Genomic DNA, 16705 nt, shown 5'->3' with positions numbered 1-16705 from the left:
TAAGAGCGGGTTCTGACCCGCTCTCGTAAGTCACCGCCCTACCATGGCCCAGGTGAAACTGCCGTCCAGGAAACCGGCGATGTATTTTTCTTTTACTTCCCGCCCGATGAGGGATTGGAACCCCCCGGCGCCGCCAGGCGGACCTACGGCTACCATGCCGGCCAGCCGCCGTCCCTGGAGGACGGCTTTGCGGTAATAAAGGTGTTTTTCGTCCAGGCGCGTCACCACCTGGTAGTCTCCATGGGGGGACCGGACCGCACTAACATTGACGCCTGTTCCCTCCTTGTGCCCTGCCGGGGAGCCTTGCCCTTCACCGGGCGGGTTGACAACGCCGCCGCTGATGACCCCCAGGCCGTTAACTACCAGGGAATTGCGCCCGATGCCGCCGCGATAAGGCGCACGGCGTCCGGCCATGTTGAGCCCGGCCAGGCGTCCCTGTTCCACGGCATTGCCCCAGATGGCGTTAATACGTGACTCCTGCCAGGCATAATCATAGGCCTGGGCAACGTCACCGGCGGCGTAGACACCGGGTACATTGGTGGCCAGGTAATCATCCACCAGTATACCACGGTCCATTTTTACCCCGCTGCCCTGCAGGAACTCCACATTGGGACGCACCCCTTTGCCCACGACCACGACATCCGCCGGTACCGTAACCCCGGAGCGCAGGACGGCGGCAGTTACTTTTTCCCGCCCTTCCAGGGCAATGACATCTTCCTGCAAGTGAATAGTAAATCCAGCGCCCGCCATAGCCCGCCGCACCAGTTCCGCGCCGGCGTCGTCCAGGGCCTGGGAAAGGAGCCGGCCCGAAGATACTACCAGGCGCACGTGGAGCCCCCGGGCGTGGAGGCCTTCGGCCGCCTTGATACCCACCAGGCCGCCGCCGATTACAACCGCCTGCGAACCGGGAGGAGCAAATTTGCCGATGGCGGTGGCGTCGTCTATAGTTCGCAGGGTAAAAACCCCGGCCAGTTTGCCGCCCGGTACGTCAATTTGCTGCGGGGACGCCCCGGTGGCTACCAGCAGGCGGTCGTAGGGAAGCTCCCGGCCGTCATCCAGACCCACCCGGCAGCTTCCAGTATCGACCGCCACTGCCCGCCGCCCCTTGATCAGCCGTACCCGCTGCCATTCGTACCACTCCTCACCCGCCAGCCAGAGCCGCTCCCGGAGAACCAGGCCGCCCAGGTAGTAAGAGGTAAGGACGCGGGCGTAATAGGGGTAGGGCTCATCGCCGACAATGGTAATATCCCCGGCCGGGTCAGCGCTGCGGGCGGCCCGTGCCGCGGCCACCCCGGCGGCGCCGTTGCCGAGTATCAGATAGCGCATCGCGTCAGACACCAACTTTCTCTGCTTAAAAATGTGCTCTTAAGGCGGTTACCTTCTCTCCCCGCTGCTCTTTGGCCGGGAAGTAACCTCCTGCCGGCCTGCCTCCTGTTAAAAATGGGGCGAACCGCCGGGCCGCCTTTTTTACGGTCGCCGGCGGTTCCTCCTTCATCCGGCTAAGGGGGGCGTCAAAGAGTAAAACCTTCCTCCCCGGGCCCCTTTTGGTCCGGCCGTTACCCGCCGGCAGCCGGGGGAATAATAGTGATTCTATCTCCCGGGTTTAGCGAGGTATCCATCCCCTGGAGGAAGTTAATGTTACGCCCGTTGACCAGGATGGCTATGCCTCTTTTGAGCCCACCGTCCGCAGTCATGAGTTCACGGCGGAATTTTTCGCCGTAACGGGTAGTCAGGGCCGCCAGGGCTTCGCCCACGGTGGCTGCTTCAACTTCCACCCGGCTTGCCCCGGATGCCCGCTGCAAGAAACCGAGGAGCTCTACTTCCATTAGCCGTTGGACCTCCACACAAGGAGATTAGCAAAGCAGGGAGAGGTCCTGCCCTGGTATATAATCGAATTCTACCAGCTTGGCAGGCTGGCCGGTAAGACCCTCCCTGCCCGGGGCCTAAATGGGAACTGAGATATAACCCCCAGGGCTTTGTTTAAGCCTACAGCCCCAATCTTTCCCGGGTGGCCGCCGTTACCCGGCCCTCCTCGTCCCAACCGCGTACTTGATAGTATTCCGCCAGCATCTGCACCAGGGCGGAAGTCTTACCCTTAGCCGGTCCTTCAGGAAGGGGTTCCGTGAGGAGACGTGGCGCCAGGGTATCATCGGCTTTTGTCAACCCGGCGGCGAAATTAAAGAGGCGCTCCAGGTTATAAATCCTTTCTCCCGCCAGGAGACCGCTCTCTTCCGTATAAGGTACGCCGGTAGCCGGGGCGAGCATGCCGGCAACATCCGGCGCTCCCAGGGCGAAGGTGGTGAAAAGGCACATGCCGCTGGCGTCCACCAGGGCCGTGAGGTCCTGGAAGGTTTTCACCAGGGCCGCTTTGCCTTCTGCGGCAAGGGGGTCAACCTGCACCGGTATGCCCAGCACCTCCGCAGCTATGGTATAACCGCGCACGTGGCAGCCGCCGCGGTTGGAGGTGGCGTAGTTCAGGCCGATGCCCTGGAGGGCCCGCGGGTCATAGGCCGGGTATTCCTGCTTCTTGCTGCTCATAGACAGTTCCGGGTGGCCGTAACGCTCGGCCAGGCGGTAGGAACCCTCTGCCAGGAGATCGCCGATGCCCTCGCGATAGCCCACTTTCCTGGCCGTCTCCACCAGCACGGCGGCACTGCCAAATTCCAGGGGCAATTCGGTGTCCCGGGCCGGCAGGTAGCCCTTCTCATAAAGCTCCATAGCGCAGGCCAGGGTGGCACCGAAGGTAATGGGATCATAACCCAGCTCATTGGCCAGGTAGTTGGCTTTGGTCACCGCCGCCAGGTCGTCAATACCGCAGTCGGCGCCCATGGCCCAGAGGGCTTCGTATTCCGGCCCTTCGCCGTGGCCGGCATAGGGACCGCCGGTTACCAGGGTTGCGCGGCCGCAGGCAATGGGGCAGGCCAGGCAGCCTTTATTCCGCACCAGGTAATTTTCCGCCAGGGCCTCACCGCTGATTTTGGCCGCCCCGGCAAAGACGCCCGTCTGGAAGTTGCGGGTAGGAAGGCCACCGTGGGAGTTGATGACATTGATCAGTATAGCTGTACCGTAGGCCGGCAGGCCGCCATGGGTAACGTCATTGGCCTTGATCTTGCCCAGGGCCGCCAGAACTGCCTCCCGGAAAGCCGCCCCGTCGGCAACCTTTACACCGCCGTGGCCGCGGACGGCGATAGCCTTCAGGTTCTTCGAGCCCATGACGGCGCCCACGCCGGATCGGCCAGCAGCCCGGTGCTTGTCATTGATAATGCAGGCAAAACGCACCAGCTTCTCTCCTGCCGGGCCGATGCATGCCACCTTGGCATTGGGGCAGGTAGCCGCTTTTATGGCGTCTTCCGTCTCGTGGGTGTTTTTGCCCCACAGTTCACCCGCCGGCCGCAACTCGCAAACGCCGTCCTCAATCCACAAGTAGACAGGTTCGGGCGCCCTGCCTTCAAAAATAATGCCGTCAAAGCCCGCGTATTTTAGCTCGCCCCCAAAATAGCCGCCGGAGCTGGAGGCAGCGATGGCTCCCGTCAGGGGTGACTTGGTGACGACGTTAAAACGGCTGCCGGAGATGGCCATGGTGCCGGTGAGGGGACCGGTCATAAAGATGAGCTTGTTTTCCGGTGCTAGAGGATCAACGCCCGGGTCAATTTCATCATAAAGGATCTTGCTGGCCATCCCGCGGGCGCCGACATAATCCCGGGCCAGGACCGGGTCCAGCTTTTCCGTCTTGCATTCGCCGCTGCTCAAATTCACCCGCAGCAATTGTCCAATCCAGCCGTACATCTAGACCACCTCCCGTAAAGCAGCCTGGACTTTGCGCGCCATCTCCTGCCGCTTGCTCAGGGCCTGGCCGGCCGGTTCTTTATATTCCAGGGCTCCCCAGGGGCAGTTGAGGACACACTCCGGTTCGCCCCCGCAGAGATCGCACTTGACTACCTTGTGTTCGGATACCGAGTAATCGGTCCCGCCAAAGGGACAGGCCATGATGCACATGCGGCAACCTATGCAGCGGTCCTCGTTAATTATCACGGCATTTGTTCTGCCGTCGCGGTTGATAGCCCCGGCCGGGCAGACGGCCTGGCAGGCGGGTTCGTCGCAGTGCTGGCAGACTACCGGCAGGTAGTAATCGTCATCCAGAAAGGCCGCCACCGATAGCCGCGCCGCCGCCGGGTTGAATTCACCGGTATGCTTAAAGGAGCAAGCCAGCTCACAGCGGCGGCAGGCAGTGCATTTTTCCTGATCTACTACCAGTACCTTGGCCACAATACATCCTCCTCTCGCGTTTTTTCGAACAAATTAGACTTCTTGCCTTTTGCCTGCCCGGCGCCATCACCTCCCCTCTCCCTTTTAGAGCCTTGACCCTGCGGCCAAAAACCTGCCGGAAAAAGGGAACTCTCTCCCGCCAGGCCCCGTAGCGGGTAAAGGCCGATTCTACCAGCCTTGAAGACGGCCCCCTTTAAGGGCGCCACCTAAAGAAAAAAGGTACTCCACTTAAGCTAAGAGTACCTTCCTTTGCCCACTAGCAGGTCAAGGGATTGCTCCCCGGCCCTGACGTTTGCCCTTCCCGGAGGGAAGTGGCAACTCGGAAGTAATTTATCCAATTGTCAGGTATTTATTTCGCCGTCCGGTAAAAAAATCCTGCTATACGATGTAAAATTAATTTAAAAATTCAATTTGACCCCCGGCCAGGCTGCCGATCTGTACCAGGGATTCCACCCGGATACCCCTTTCACGCAAGGACTCGCCGCCGCTCTGGAAAACCTTCTCGATCACGGTACCCACGCCCACCAGTGTTGCCCCCGCCTGGTCAATAATCTTTAACAGGCCCCGGGCCGCCTCCCCGGAGGCAAGAAAGTCATCAATAATCAACACCCGGTCCTCCGGTCCCAGGTAGCTGCCGGCCACTACTATATCTATGACCTCCTCTTTGGTAAAAGAACGCACCCGGCCACAGTAAGTATCTTCATTCATGGTGGAAGGCTGCTTTTTCTTAGCAAAAACTACCGGCACCCGTAGGCTCAGACCCGTCATGAGAGCTACAGCTATCCCCGAGGCTTCTACCGTCAGGACCTTGGTAATACCTGTACCGGCAAAGCGGCGGGCAAATTCCTCGCCAACTTTTAACATCAAGATAGGGTCAATCTGATGGTTTAAAAAGGAATCTACTTTTAAAATATCGTCGGAAAGAACCCGCCCCTCCTGGCGAATTTTTTCTTTTAACAATTCCACGATCGACAAGCTTCCTTGCTCCTCCCCCTGCTTATTGAAGGCTATAACGATAAAGCTATTATAGCGTAAGCCGGGCTAAAAGAGAAGGTTATTCGCCAAAAAAAGGGGGGATAAGAGCAGGGGCCATAGAAAAAACAACCCCGTTAACCGCCCACCACCTTTGGTATCTCCCGGTAGTGCACTTTGAGTTGCCAACCGGGTAACCCCTGTTCCCATTGCACCGTTTTCATGAAGTAATTGTCATGGGAATTTTCCTATTAATAATCCTTTACCGGTACCGTTAACTAAAACGGTAGATTAATTTTAATACCCTGGTAAGTGTAACTGTCTACCTGGTAGCACAATTCCATGGCCGTCAAAGGAGCTGGCTGCCCCCGGTAAGCAGGGGCAAAAGCCATGACGAGGTTGATGACACTCCTTACGGGCAAAAAGGTCTGCGGGTTGAGGTAGATTAGACCCCAGTACGAGAAGGAACGGATGAGCTTTTCCGATGGGTCCAGGTAGGCTGCTATCCCCTCACCCAAAGGCGTCGGCGGTAATAGTTGGGTAACAGGTGTTGCTGTATGCAGGCGGGTATAAAAACTGATCCCCAGGACTTCCTGGTCGTTTACCCGGCTTGGTCCCAGGTAATGATAGCGCAGGTAAGAATAGAGGTTGGCCGGCAGTCCCAGGTTTTGCTGCTGGCGCATCAGGATACTTACGTCAGGAGCAAGGTTTAACTGCTGCCAGTCGCCGGCCTGGCCGCCTTCTTCCACAACCCGGCGATAAAGGTTGCCATCAATGGCGAACTGTTCAATGTACAGATTTTTAGGCCCTTCCAGCTCCAGGTTGGTAACCTGGTGCATTTGTCCCGGCAGGAGGATTTCATTGACAACCTCCCCGGTAATCGCCAGGCGATCTATCTCCTCTGTATACGGCAGGCCCGGCCGGCTGTGAATTTTAAGGCTGGCCTTCCCCCTGGTAGCAATCCCCTGCTGCCTGGCCAGGGCCCGGCGGCATTTATCCATAAGATCCCTGGCCCGGGGTTCGGAGCTAAAGACTTCAGCCAGCCAGCCGGCGGCAGCGCCCGGTGTTAACAGGTCCATTGGCCCGCCAGGGGGTAGCAGTCCCTGGCGCTGGAAATAGGCATACTGGTTAAAGCCATAGGGTATATCACCGGGCTCTAAATCAGTAGCAGGTGAACTGATCTCGTTGGGCAGGCCAAGCACACGGGCTGTAAGGATAACCGCCTCCAGGTTGGTTATACCTTGTTCGGGGCGCAGGCTACCCTGGGGATAGCCGTGAATCATACCCTCCTGCCAGAGAGCCTGTAAAGCCGGGGCGTACCAGCTTGCATCGGGGACGTCCCCTGGCAGGTCGGCACCGCGGGCTTCACTTTTAATCCCGGCTGCAGTTACCAGCATAACGGCAAACCCGCCCCGGGTTAATACCGGTGCCTCGGCCTGCTCCGGCGGCAACAGGGTCACAAGTGAACTCGCCGCCGGCCCGGCCCAGGCCGTTCCCCAGGGAAGCAGCATAAAAAACATAATCAGCCCGGCCAAGCTGGCTTTTCGCATTTTCTCCCCTCCCGTAAAATAGCTTTATTACAGGCCGGCATTGTCTGCTCCTTCCGTAGCCCTTGCGGACCGGCTTATGGCTCAATCCTGGCCTCGCCAGGCCCCCTTGCCGCCCGCAACAAAGCCGCCTGCTTCAGAATAATACCAGCCCGCGCACGTCCAACATATTCCTATTATACTATATCCTTCCATTTTGTGCCAGTAAAAAAACAGGTATCTATAAAAGATACCTGCTATTATGTGTGGTTTTGTTTACTTAACTCAGTTGCCGCGGGTAGTCGGCAAAGAGATCCAGAGCTTCTTCAAAGGTAGTATCCGGTGCCGGCAGGATAAGATCCGATTCTACCAGTTCCGTATCAGGAATACGCATGCCCCGCCCCCGGATTAAGGACAAAACCTCGCGAAAGCTGCTTTCATACTCTTCAGGGTTACCTGTTTCAAGGGCGTCCAGTAGCCTGTCGTCCAGGCGGTCCAGCTCGGCCAGGGCCTCCCCTGTCAGCCGGTACTGGCCTTCCGTTAAAATACGGATAATCAACCTTTGCCCACCTCTTTCTTCAAGCGTTCCAGCTCCGCCTGGACCTGAGTGGCAGCGCTGGCCTGCTTCAGTTCTCGTTCCAGGGGATCGGCCGGCTCCAGGGCATCCTCCAGGACCCCGGAACTTACCAGTTCATCTATGGCTGCCGCCCGGGCCCGCATTTGCTCCGTTTTTTCTTCGGCGCGTTGAATGGCCAGGGAGACATCAGCCAGTTCTTCCGAAAGGCCGGTGGCCGCCTCACCAATTTTGACCTGGGCCTGGGCCGCCGAATACTGCGCTTTTATTATTTCTTTCCTGGTCCGGAAGGCCTCCACCTTGGCCTGGAGCTTGGCCTCTACGGCAGCAAGTTTTGCCTGTTCTGCCTCCAGCCCTTTAATCTGTTCTTCCAGGCCTTCGAGTTGCTGCTGGATGGCTGCTTTCCGCTCCAGGGCGGTGGTGGCCAGGTCTTCCCGTCCCAGTTGCAGGGCCTGGCGGGCCTGGTCTTCCAGCTTTTTCTGGCTGTCCTTCAGCTTGACGGCCTGGAGTTCCAGGCGTTTTTTAGAGGCAACGACATCCGCCAGGTTGCGCTTGACATTCTGGAGCATTTCTAGCTGGCGGTTGTAGGAATACTCCAGGGTTTCCTGGGGATTTTCTACCTGATCGAGGATCTTGTTCATCTTGGATTTGAAAATCGTCGACATGCGCGACAGAAGCCCCATAAGTATAAAACTCCTTTCGTGAATTATACCGGGCAGCCCCACAGGGGATACCAGCGGGTCATATCCTTCTCCCAGGGAAGCTCTTTTTCCATTAAAGCCGCCAGGCGCATTTCCCCGGCATTATCCCGTTTCTTTTTTTGTTCGTCAACGGGGATAAAGGGATAATAGGCTCCTCGTTTATAGCTGAAAATAAGATAGAGGACCTGGGCCTTTTTTTGCAACTTAAAAACCGCCGCCAGCAGGCGGTCGCCGGCACCTTTTTCTTTAAAATTCTGGCCGGCCATGTGGGCCAGGGCAACCAGGTCTTCCCAATCGCGATCGGCAAAAATGAGCCACCGGTAGCCGTATTCATCCTTTTTGCTCTCCAGCCGGCCTTCCATTTCCCTGGCCGCCAGGGTTACAAGCTCTTCCGTTTCTTCCTGGGTGGCGGTGAAGAAACTATCTTCCCCGGGCCGCAGCACGACTCCCGCCCGACCCCCCGGTTGCCAGCCCAGCTCACTTTCGAGGGTTATAATAGCTGTGCTCAGGGCAAATAGAGGTTCCGTTCGTGCCGGCGGTACCCGGGTGCGCCCCAGGAGGGCGTCCCAGAAACTCACCGCCAATCCTCCATTTCCCGTTCCAGTTTACGCAGGTAGGCCAGGCGGCGTTCCAGGGAGGGATGGGTGGAAAGTAACTCCATCAGGCTGTTACCGCTCAGAGCCGGGATAATGAAAAAGGCGTTAAAGGCTTCGGCCTGGCGCAGGTCCCGGTCGGGTATACGGGCCATGCTACCGCTGATCTTCACCAGGGCGGAGGCCAGCTGTCCCGGCGACCCCGTCAGGATGGCCGCCCCCCGGTCGGCGGCAAATTCCCGGTAACGGGACAGGGCCCGGATAAGAAAGAAGCTGATAACCCACACGACCAGGGAAGCAAGGTAGACAACCATGGCGTTATTGCGCCCCTCCCGGTCCCGGCCGCCAAAGGCACCGCCCCAGTAAAAAAAGTGTTGCATAATAAACGAAGCGACGGTGGCAAAAAAGCTGGCCAGGGTGAGTACCGTCATATCCCGGTTTTTGATGTGGCTCAGCTCATGGCCCAGCACGGCTTCCAGTTCCGCCGTAGTAAGACGCTGCATGATGCCTGTTGTCACCGCCACTACGGCATGTTTCGGGCTACGGCCGGTGGCAAAGGCATTGGGCATGGATGTAGGCACAATAGCCACCCGTGGTTTGGGTAAATCGGCCAGGGCCGCCAGCCGCTCCACCAGGGCATGGAGTTCCGGCGCTTCCGCGGGCGATACCTCCCGGGCACCCATGGACCAGAGAACCATACGGTCGGAAAAGTAATACTGTACGGCTAGCATGATCCCGACAAAAAGAATGATACCCGTATAACTAACCCCGGCCTGCCACAGGACGGCCAGGAAAAAGAGGTATACAGCAGCGAGTAAAAACATGGTTAAAAACATCCGCGCCGTTAATCCGGCGTCACTACCAAGTTGTCGTCGCATTTGCGACCCTCCCCCGAAATAGAAAGTTGCAATCTGCGGGGACGGTTGATGACCGCCTTGAAGAGTTCCCCCAGAGCATGGAATTGGATATATCACTCCCTGAGTTCCTCGCGCATACGGTGGTATTCCTCGGTGGTAATTTCACCCCTTGCATAGCGTTCCTTCAATATCGCCTGGGGGTCGGGACGCAGTGCGGGCTGCTGGCCGGTGCGGCGGTTAAACAGGCTTACCAGGCCATAGACCGCCAGGACCAGGATGCCGATTACTAATACCCACCAGACCAGCATCCAGAGGCCTATCCCCCAGTTGCCATAATATCCCCACATCATATATCATAACCTCCATAACTATTTTTAGCAAGTCAGGGTTGGTTTGACATACCCCCTGCCTGTAGTTTAAGTCCATCTTATTTACTGGTTTCATCTTTGTCAAGGAACTTCACTAAAACTTCAAAAATAGTATATACCGGTGAGCTGTAATTTATATCAATAATAACTAGCATAAAAAGGTCACCTCAAGGAAATTGTATATTAAAATAAATTCTTTGGAGGTGGCCTTCATGCCGCGCATCACCTGCAGTGTTAACAACTGTCATTACTGGTCCAGCGGTAACGTATGTGACGCTTCTCAGATTCTGGTAACTTCCGATGCTACAAGCAATTCTCAACCCCAGAATGTTGATGCCCCGATGGCCGGTAGTATTTCAGCTACCCCTGTTAAGTCTTCGGCAGAGACCTGTTGCAAGACTTTCGTTGCCAGGGGGTCTGCTGAAAAGAGCGCCGACGGCATCACCCGCAAATAGCAGCCCGGAAAAATTAAAGGCATACGGCAGGTATAACCTGCCGTTTTTATTTTATCCAGGGCATATATATTATTGATAAAAGCCGCCACAGGCGAAGGAAGCCAATCCGCGGGAGGCATCCATGTTCGCAACAATTCTTCCTATTAATAAACCACAGGCCCTGCAAAAAGGCGACATGATAGGCATTATAGCCCCGGCCAGCCCCCTCCTGGATCAAGCGTACCTGACCAGGGGGGTCGGTTTCTTGCTCAACCAGGGCTACAAGGTCCGTACCGGCACCCATATCGGCAAGGCTACCGGTTACCTGGCCGGCAGCGACAGCCGGCGCCTGGCTGATTTACACGAAATGTTCCTAGATCCGGAGGTAAAGGCGATTTTCTGCCTGCGGGGCGGTTACGGCACCCTGCGCCTCCTGGCGGGCCTTGACCTGAACCTCATCCGCTCCCACCCCAAAATTTTTGTCGGTTACAGCGATATTACCGCCCTGCACCTGGCCTTCAACAAATTAACCGGCCTGGTAACCTTCCACGGCCCCATGCTTTATCCCGAACTGGGCAACGAAGACCTGTCATCCTATACCAGGGAATGCCTCTGCCGCGCCCTGACGGTTGCGGCACCCCCGGGCAGCATTCCACCGGCACCGGGATTACCCCCGCCCGTGACCATTACACCCGGGCGGGCGGAGGGAATAGTTGCGGGCGGTAACCTGTCCCTGGTAGCGGCCAGCCTGGGTACACCCTTTGAAATTGATACCCGGGGGAAAATTCTCTTCCTCGAAGAAGTGGATGAGGCTCCTTACCGCATCGACCGCATGCTTACCCAGCTCAAGCTGGCAGGCAAGCTGGAGGCGGCAGCCGGTATCGTTTTTGGTTTCTGTACCGGCTGCGGGGATTCCACCCATCAACCCGGCCTCCTGGAAGTCATAGCCAGCCTCATTGCGCCCCTGGGTATCCCCTGTTTCTACGGCCTGCCTGCCGGCCACCTGGCCACCCAGGCCACCCTGCCCCTGGGTATCCGCGCCTGCCTGGATGCGGCGGCATGTACATTGACCTACCTGGAGGCGGCAGTAACGCCGCCTTAAACCTTAAACTTCAATTTTTTCCCCCGTCAGGCCGCAGCGGCAATTCCTTTCCCGGGGTATCCTGGGGATGGTCTGCATGATGAGTTCCCGCAGGTTCTTGCCGTTCTGGTCCATGATTTCCAGTACCTCGGCATGGCTTAAGGGTGTAGTGGAAATCCCCGCCGCCATATTGGTTACCATAGCAATGAGGCCGTAGCAGAGGCCCACCTCATGGGCCAGGATTACTTCCGGGACGTTGGTCATGCCCACCAGATCCCCACCAAGCTGCCGGATCATGCGGATCTCGGCCGGGGTTTCAAAACGGGGCCCTTCGGTACAGGCATAAACCCCGCCGTCGTGGGCTTTAATCCCCAGCCCGGCGGCCGTCTCAACAAAGAGCCGCCGCAGCTCGGGGCAGTAAGGAGTGGTAAAATCAGTATGCACCACCCCCATCTCGCCGCCTTCAAAAAAGGTATAAGAGCGCGTCTTGGTAAAGTCCAGGAAATCATTGACAATGACAAAATCCCCCGGCCTGTATGCGGGGTTCGTAGAACCGACGGCGGCCGTGGCCAGAACGCGTTCTATTCCCAGCATCTTTAAAGCCCAGATGTTGGCCCGGTAATTCACCCGGTGGGGAGGCACGGTATGCTTCTCGCCATGGCGGGGCATGAAACCTATTTCCTCGCCCTGGTAAGTACCGACCTTTAGCACAGCCGGGCCGTAGGGCGTTTCAACCTTTTCCTCCCTGATGGCCCTTAAAATCCCCGGATCGTAAACCCCGGAACCGCCGATAATAGCTATTCGCACCCGGGCAACAGCTCCTTCCTTTCCGGTATTGGTCCATTATTTAACAATTTTATCATAGATGTATAAATAATATAAGGGGCCACCTGCCGCACGGATACAAGGCAAATAGCCCCTTCTTCGCTATAATTTCTTGATGGACCCGGTTTTTAAATCGTGGAGGAATTTCTCCCTTTCGGCGGCTATGCCCTCCCTTTCCCGCAGGATACTGCGGACGAACTGCTCCCTTTTTTTGCTCTTCTTCCTCAGCCAGGGCTTCTGCCAGCCGCCGTTCCTCGTCAATTCTTCTTTCTTTATCCACTTAACAGCCCGGCCTCCTTTGCAGGTAGTTTTTTATTATTATGCGCCGTTAAGCCCTGCCAACGTCCAGCACCTGCAGGATATTTTCCTGGTAGGGTGGTCTGATAATCCCTTTTTCGGTAATAATTGCCGTAACGTAACGGTTGGGCGTCACGTCAAAGGCCGGGTTAAAAACGTCTATACCTTCGGGCGCCGTCGGCCGCAGGCCGAAATGGGTTACCTCCGCCGGGTCCCTTTCTTCAATGGGAATCTCTTCACCGCTTTTCAGGCTTAAATCAAAAGTAGAAGCCGGCGCCGCCACATAAAAGGGGAGGCCGTGGTCCTTTGCCAGTATGGCCAGCCCGTAGGTGCCGATTTTGTTGGCCACATCGCCGTTGGCGGCAATACGGTCGGCGCCGACGACGACCGCCTGCACCAGTCCCCGGGCCATGACGGCGGCGGCCATATTATCGGTAATGAGGGTAACGGGAATGCCGGCCCGGTGCAGTTCCCAGGCCGTAAGCCTCGCTCCCTGGAGCAGGGGCCGCGTTTCGTCGGCAAACACTTTAAGGACCTTGCCGCAGGAAGCCAGGTAATAAACGGGCGCCAGCGCGGTGCCGTAGCGGGCGGTAGCCAGGGTACCGGCATTGCAGTGGGTGAGGACGGCTTCCAAATCCCGGAGGAGGGGGGCGCCGTTCCGGCCTATGGCCCTGCACGTGGCTTCATCCTCGTCGCGGATGGCCAGGGCTTCCCTTAACACCAGTTCCTTTAAGGCCGCAATGTCATCGGTGGTGGCGGCGGCTATGGCTGCCTCAACCCGCTGCAGGGCCCAGAAAAGGTTGACCGCCGTCGGCCGGGATGTGGCCAGGTAAGCGGCAGCCTTCTTTAACTCGTTCTCAAATTCGGCTCTGTTCCCGGCCCGGCTATCCTTGACGGCCAGGTACAGGCCCAGGGCGGCAGCTATGCCGATGGCCGGTGCCCCCCGGACCTTTAGCTGTTTAATGGCGTCCCACATTTCCTCCACCGTCTGCGGGCGGATAAAGGCCAGCTCCCCGGGCAGGCGCGTCTGGTCAATGATTTCCACCTGGCCGTTATGCCAGCGGATAGGCGTAACAGGTTCGTAATGCAATAAAAACACCTCCGGGCGGGTACAGGTTAAACCCGTGGCCCGCGATGGCTGCCACGGGTTTCCTCTTAGCCTGCTTCTTACATTCTCGCCGCCAGGGCTTTTACTTTAGCCACGATTTCCGCCGGGTTCTTCCCCAGGACCAGGATCAGACGCTCTAGATTAAGGCGATCCGGGATTTCAATGACATCGGGCAGTTCCCGGCACCCGGCCAGGGTCTGGCGCAGGTCGCGGTAAAATTCGGCATCTTCCTGGCGGTAACCGGCCGGTACGGGCATGCTGGCCACCTTTAGCCCCAGGCCGGCACAGGCCTGATGGATGCGCGGGCTATAGCGAAGATTGATTACACAGCGAGCAGCAGGGAAAAACTCGCGTACCACCAGGATAGTACCGCCCATGTGTTTGGAGCAGCCCATTTCCGGCTCGCCCAGGGCGGCCACCTGCCCTTTAAAGCGGAGCAGGCGGCCGGGTATGGCCGCTACGTCCTTCAAATCCCTGGCTTCCGGCAGGCAGTAAGCCAGGTTGGCGCCAATTTCCGGGATTAAGGCGGCTATTATGTCGGCCGCCTGGAGTTCCCTGACGGCCTCGCCCAGTTCCCGGCACAGGGCCAGTTCGGCCGCCGTGCGGTTATCGTTCTTTAAGGCCAGGGCATTAAAGAATACATCCCAAAAACGGTCCGCCGGCGGCGGCACAAGCTCCACCTGCTGGCCGTCGTCTTCTACCCAGAAGCGCCCTTCAGTTCCGGGTATCACCCTCCCGATGACGGCCCCTTCCAGGCCCGCCTCCTGCAGGGCGGCCAGCAGGGCGCCAGTTTTTTCCGGGGCACATGCCAGCACCAGGGTGCCCTCACTGATAATTTCATAGGGGTTCAGGTCGAAGTGGGCACACACGGCCCTGACGTCTTCAGGAACCGGTACCCGGGAACGTTCAATCTTCAGGCCTACACCCGATGCTTCGGCCACTTCCCACAGCCCCCGGGCCAGGCCGCCTTCGGTGGCGTCGTGCATGGCGTGAACCCCGCCGGTTTCCATGGCAATCCCGGCTTCGGCCACTACCGACATTTCCCGCAGGCGCTTTTTGGCGCGTTCCACCAGTCCCGGTTCTATTCCTGCCGCCAATAATTTCTCCTCCAGCTCGCAGGCCAGCAAAGCCGCCCCTTCAATGGCAGCACCCTTGGTTATAATCACATCGTCGCCAACGCGGGCCCCGGCCGGGGTCACAAACTCCCGCCCCAGGCCCCAGACGGTTATGCCGCCTATGGTCGGCACGTTGACGGCCCCGTAAAATCCTGTATGGCCGCCGGCAATGGTAATCCCCAGTTCCGCGGCATAAAGGCTAATGCTTTTTACCAGCTCGGCTATGTAGCTTTCCGGCGTATCGGGGGGCAAAAGGAGGGAGTAGGTCATGAACCGGGGCCTGACACCCATTACCGCCACATCACTGGCGCCGATGTGGACGGTGATCCAGCCGAAATCATCGGGGGACATGGTTGGCCCCGGGAATATAGGGTCTTCGGCGACGACCAGGTATTCTTCGCCAATCTTCAAGACGGCGGCGTCCACCCCCATCTGCGGCCCTACTACCAGCTGCGGCGCTGCCGCGCCCGTATGGGGAAGAATGGCCCTGCGGAAAAAATCATCGTTAACTTTGCCGATCATAATTTTATTATACCTCCTGGATAAAAATAAACCACTCCCGCGTAGGAGTGGTTACAATGATCCAAACTTTCTCCCTGCGCAGGCATTACCCTGATCAGGTTCAACGGGTCAGGACCCGCACCGGTCCTTTCTCAGCCCTGCCCCGGGCTCCCCGGACTCAATTTTCTATTGTTACGAATTTAATTATAGCACGAAATGCTAGTCCGGTACATACCTTTTAACAATGGCATTTTCAGCCTATATACCAAAAGCCCCGCCTGTGGCGGGGCCGGTTCTGAACGCCGCGGGCCTAACAAGCTATGCCACGGCTGCACCTGCCTTTTCCCCGGGATAATATTTATATTTCCTGGACGGCTACCATCCGACTCTTTGTGTAATAATCAACTTTAGCCTTGAATTTCTCGCTGACAAAGCGAAGGGGGATCAGGGTACGATTGCCTTCCACCCGCGCCGGGACATCCAGGTAAACCGTGACACCGTCAACCACAGCTTGGTTACTCCCGATTACCAGGCGAATGGTGCTGCCACCGTTTTGAATGGTTACCCGGCCGTTCTCATATTTTACCTCCGCCCCCAGGGCTTCGGCCAGGGCCCGTACGGGCAGCAGGACACGGCCGTTTTCCACCCGCGGCGCGACATCAAAGCCCAGGCTCCGTCCTTTGACATAGACCTTGACCTGTAAATCCCCGGCAGCAGCAAGGGTTTCGTCCAGTTCCCGGTAAGCTTCTTCGTCACCCGGTTCCTGCGCCAGGATGGCCTCCAACAATTCCCGCGCATTTTTGAACCGGCCGGCATGGTAGTACATCTTACTCAAATGTTTTCTAAGCTGCAGGCGGGTTGCCGCGTCCAGGGTGGTATCGGCTGTCACGGCGTTTTCCAGCTGTTCGGCAACAACGGCAATCTCATCGGCATTCTTCCAGGAGGTCAGCGCATCTTTGGCCTTATAAACTGCCTCCGCGACACTTTCCCCTTCCAGGATTGCCGTCAGGGCAGCCCGCGCAACCGGGTTTTTCACGTGCAGCAGGGCATTGGCCACACCACGGTAGACATGCTCCGTCACGCTGGCCCCCTGGTGTAAGTTTAACCGTTCCCACCCCCGTTCTCTCTCCCGTTTCCGCTCCTGGTCGCCGTCGGGGATTTCTGCATCACCCTCGACATCCGCTTCCAGCTCCACACCGCCCACTTTGCCAAGGGGCTTCTTGCCTGCCGGTTGCGCCCAGGCGGGCACAATAAAAGTAAATACAAGTAACACGCCAACAAAGAACACCAGCAACCGTTTAAATTTGTTCATTAAACAGGCACCTCCGTTATAGGTTAAGGGATATGGGCGGAGCGATGCACCGCCGGGAATGCTCCCACCCTTTTTTCACCATATACTTCGTACAAGGAACCGGTTTTTTGGGGTATGGTATCGATTATCACCCCTGGCCGGAAGGGTACCGCTAGGTCGGTCACAACCGGCGATA

At 57.6% G+C, this 16705-nt stretch carries 18 protein-coding genes and 1 riboswitch; of the genes, 2 read left to right on the top strand and 16 right to left on the bottom strand.

What is annotated here, in order from left to right:
• Nucleotides 1-30: 30 nt before the first annotated feature.
• From NWF31_RS08420 to NWF31_RS08370, 11 genes are all read right to left on the bottom strand, one after another.
• Nucleotides 31-1338, bottom strand: a complete 1308-nt coding sequence (locus tag NWF31_RS08420) for an NAD(P)/FAD-dependent oxidoreductase (protein WP_258360065.1) — start codon at nucleotides 1336-1338, stop codon at nucleotides 31-33.
• A gap of 218 nt (nucleotides 1339-1556) precedes the next feature.
• Entirely contained in the window at nucleotides 1557-1826 is a 270-nt protein-coding gene (locus NWF31_RS08415) for a MoaD family protein (RefSeq protein ID WP_258360064.1), read from the bottom strand.
• Nucleotides 1827-1986: 160 nt separating this feature from the next.
• Nucleotides 1987-3786 carry an aldehyde ferredoxin oxidoreductase family protein gene (locus tag NWF31_RS08410; RefSeq protein ID WP_258360063.1) on the bottom strand — a complete coding sequence of 600 codons (1800 nt, stop codon included), beginning with the start codon at nucleotides 3784-3786 and terminating at the stop codon, nucleotides 1987-1989.
• Nucleotides 3787-4266, bottom strand: coding sequence for a 4Fe-4S dicluster domain-containing protein (locus NWF31_RS08405; protein WP_258360062.1), 480 nt, complete (start codon nucleotides 4264-4266; stop codon nucleotides 3787-3789).
• Nucleotides 4267-4659: 393 nt separating this feature from the next.
• Nucleotides 4660-5232, bottom strand: coding sequence for a xanthine phosphoribosyltransferase (gene xpt / locus NWF31_RS08400; RefSeq protein WP_258360207.1), 573 nt, complete (start codon nucleotides 5230-5232; stop codon nucleotides 4660-4662).
• A 284-nt stretch (nucleotides 5233-5516) separates the two neighbouring features.
• Nucleotides 5517-6788 carry an S-layer homology domain-containing protein gene (locus NWF31_RS08395; RefSeq protein WP_258360061.1) on the bottom strand — a complete coding sequence of 424 codons (1272 nt, stop codon included), beginning with the start codon at nucleotides 6786-6788 and terminating at the stop codon, nucleotides 5517-5519.
• 256 nt (nucleotides 6789-7044) lie between these two features.
• On the bottom strand, nucleotides 7045-7323 hold the full coding sequence (pspAA, locus tag NWF31_RS08390) for a PspA-associated protein PspAA (RefSeq protein WP_258360060.1): 279 nt from the start codon (nucleotides 7321-7323) through the stop codon (nucleotides 7045-7047).
• Complete coding sequence (locus NWF31_RS08385; protein ID WP_258360059.1) at nucleotides 7320-8021, bottom strand: PspA/IM30 family protein; 702 nt, start codon at nucleotides 8019-8021, stop codon at nucleotides 7320-7322. Before NWF31_RS08385 ends, pspAA begins: the two co-directional genes overlap by 4 nt.
• A 23-nt stretch (nucleotides 8022-8044) precedes the next feature.
• Nucleotides 8045-8617 carry a PspA-associated protein PspAB gene (gene pspAB / locus NWF31_RS08380; RefSeq protein WP_258360058.1) on the bottom strand — a complete coding sequence of 191 codons (573 nt, stop codon included), beginning with the start codon at nucleotides 8615-8617 and terminating at the stop codon, nucleotides 8045-8047.
• Nucleotides 8614-9510 (bottom strand): zinc metalloprotease HtpX, encoded by an 897-nt coding sequence (htpX, locus tag NWF31_RS08375; RefSeq protein WP_258360057.1) that lies wholly within the window; start codon nucleotides 9508-9510, stop codon nucleotides 8614-8616. The genes pspAB and htpX overlap by 4 nt, the downstream gene beginning before the upstream one ends.
• Before the next feature lie 92 nt (nucleotides 9511-9602).
• Complete coding sequence (locus NWF31_RS08370; protein ID WP_258360056.1) at nucleotides 9603-9839, bottom strand: SHOCT domain-containing protein; 237 nt, start codon at nucleotides 9837-9839, stop codon at nucleotides 9603-9605.
• 230 nt (nucleotides 9840-10069) lie between these two features.
• On the opposite strand from NWF31_RS08370, the gene NWF31_RS08365 reads away from it, so the two are divergent.
• Entirely contained in the window at nucleotides 10070-10312 is a 243-nt protein-coding gene (locus tag NWF31_RS08365) for a DUF1540 domain-containing protein (RefSeq protein WP_258360055.1), read from the top strand.
• 121 nt (nucleotides 10313-10433) lie between these two features.
• Nucleotides 10434-11393, top strand: coding sequence for a S66 peptidase family protein (locus tag NWF31_RS08360; protein ID WP_258360054.1), 960 nt, complete (start codon nucleotides 10434-10436; stop codon nucleotides 11391-11393).
• 3 nt (nucleotides 11394-11396) lie between these two features.
• Here NWF31_RS08360 and mtnP read toward each other — a convergent pair whose 3' ends face one another.
• The 5 genes from mtnP to NWF31_RS08335 form a co-directional block, all read right to left on the bottom strand.
• On the bottom strand, nucleotides 11397-12179 hold the full coding sequence (gene mtnP, locus NWF31_RS08355) for an S-methyl-5'-thioadenosine phosphorylase (protein WP_258360053.1): 783 nt from the start codon (nucleotides 12177-12179) through the stop codon (nucleotides 11397-11399).
• A 120-nt stretch (nucleotides 12180-12299) separates the two neighbouring features.
• Nucleotides 12300-12458 carry a hypothetical protein gene (locus NWF31_RS08350; protein ID WP_258360052.1) on the bottom strand — a complete coding sequence of 53 codons (159 nt, stop codon included), beginning with the start codon at nucleotides 12456-12458 and terminating at the stop codon, nucleotides 12300-12302.
• A 67-nt stretch (nucleotides 12459-12525) separates the two neighbouring features.
• Nucleotides 12526-13584, bottom strand: coding sequence for an S-methyl-5-thioribose-1-phosphate isomerase (mtnA, locus tag NWF31_RS08345; protein ID WP_258360051.1), 1059 nt, complete (start codon nucleotides 13582-13584; stop codon nucleotides 12526-12528).
• A 77-nt stretch (nucleotides 13585-13661) separates the two neighbouring features.
• On the bottom strand, nucleotides 13662-15239 hold the full coding sequence (locus NWF31_RS08340; RefSeq protein ID WP_258360050.1) for a thiamine-phosphate synthase family protein: 1578 nt from the start codon (nucleotides 15237-15239) through the stop codon (nucleotides 13662-13664).
• Nucleotides 15240-15293: 54 nt separating this feature from the next.
• A riboswitch (TPP riboswitch) is annotated at nucleotides 15294-15403 on the bottom strand.
• Between the two features lie 173 nt (nucleotides 15404-15576).
• Nucleotides 15577-16530 carry a stalk domain-containing protein gene (locus NWF31_RS08335; protein ID WP_258360049.1) on the bottom strand — a complete coding sequence of 318 codons (954 nt, stop codon included), beginning with the start codon at nucleotides 16528-16530 and terminating at the stop codon, nucleotides 15577-15579.
• Nucleotides 16531-16705 lie beyond the last annotated feature (175 nt).

Origin of the sequence: Neomoorella sulfitireducens (genome assembly GCF_024733845.1) — a bacterium.
Lineage (GTDB): Bacteria > Bacillota > DSM-521 > Neomoorellales > Neomoorellaceae > Neomoorella > Neomoorella sulfitireducens.
Note: the sequence above shows the minus strand (reverse complement) of the source record. Positions and strands in the feature narration are given on the sequence as shown.

Excerpts from the sequence above, each read along its gene's own strand:
- NWF31_RS08415 (WP_258360064.1), bottom strand. The coding sequence starts at position 1,826 with ATGGAAGTAGAGCTCCTCGGTTTCTTGCAGCGGGCATCCGGGGCAAGC.
- NWF31_RS08340 (WP_258360050.1), bottom strand. The coding sequence starts at position 15,239 with ATGATCGGCAAAGTTAACGATGATTTTTTCCGCAGGGCCATTCTTCCC.
- NWF31_RS08365 (WP_258360055.1), top strand. The coding sequence starts at position 10,070 with ATGCCGCGCATCACCTGCAGTGTTAACAACTGTCATTACTGGTCCAGC.
- NWF31_RS08410 (WP_258360063.1), bottom strand. The coding sequence starts at position 3,786 with ATGTACGGCTGGATTGGACAATTGCTGCGGGTGAATTTGAGCAGCGGC.
- htpX (WP_258360057.1), bottom strand. The coding sequence starts at position 9,510 with ATGCGACGACAACTTGGTAGTGACGCCGGATTAACGGCGCGGATGTTT.
- NWF31_RS08360 (WP_258360054.1), top strand. The coding sequence starts at position 10,434 with ATGTTCGCAACAATTCTTCCTATTAATAAACCACAGGCCCTGCAAAAA.
- NWF31_RS08395 (WP_258360061.1), bottom strand. The coding sequence starts at position 6,788 with ATGCGAAAAGCCAGCTTGGCCGGGCTGATTATGTTTTTTATGCTGCTT.
- NWF31_RS08385 (WP_258360059.1), bottom strand. The coding sequence starts at position 8,021 with ATGGGGCTTCTGTCGCGCATGTCGACGATTTTCAAATCCAAGATGAAC.
- NWF31_RS08370 (WP_258360056.1), bottom strand. The coding sequence starts at position 9,839 with ATGATGTGGGGATATTATGGCAACTGGGGGATAGGCCTCTGGATGCTG.
- NWF31_RS08335 (WP_258360049.1), bottom strand. The coding sequence starts at position 16,530 with ATGAACAAATTTAAACGGTTGCTGGTGTTCTTTGTTGGCGTGTTACTT.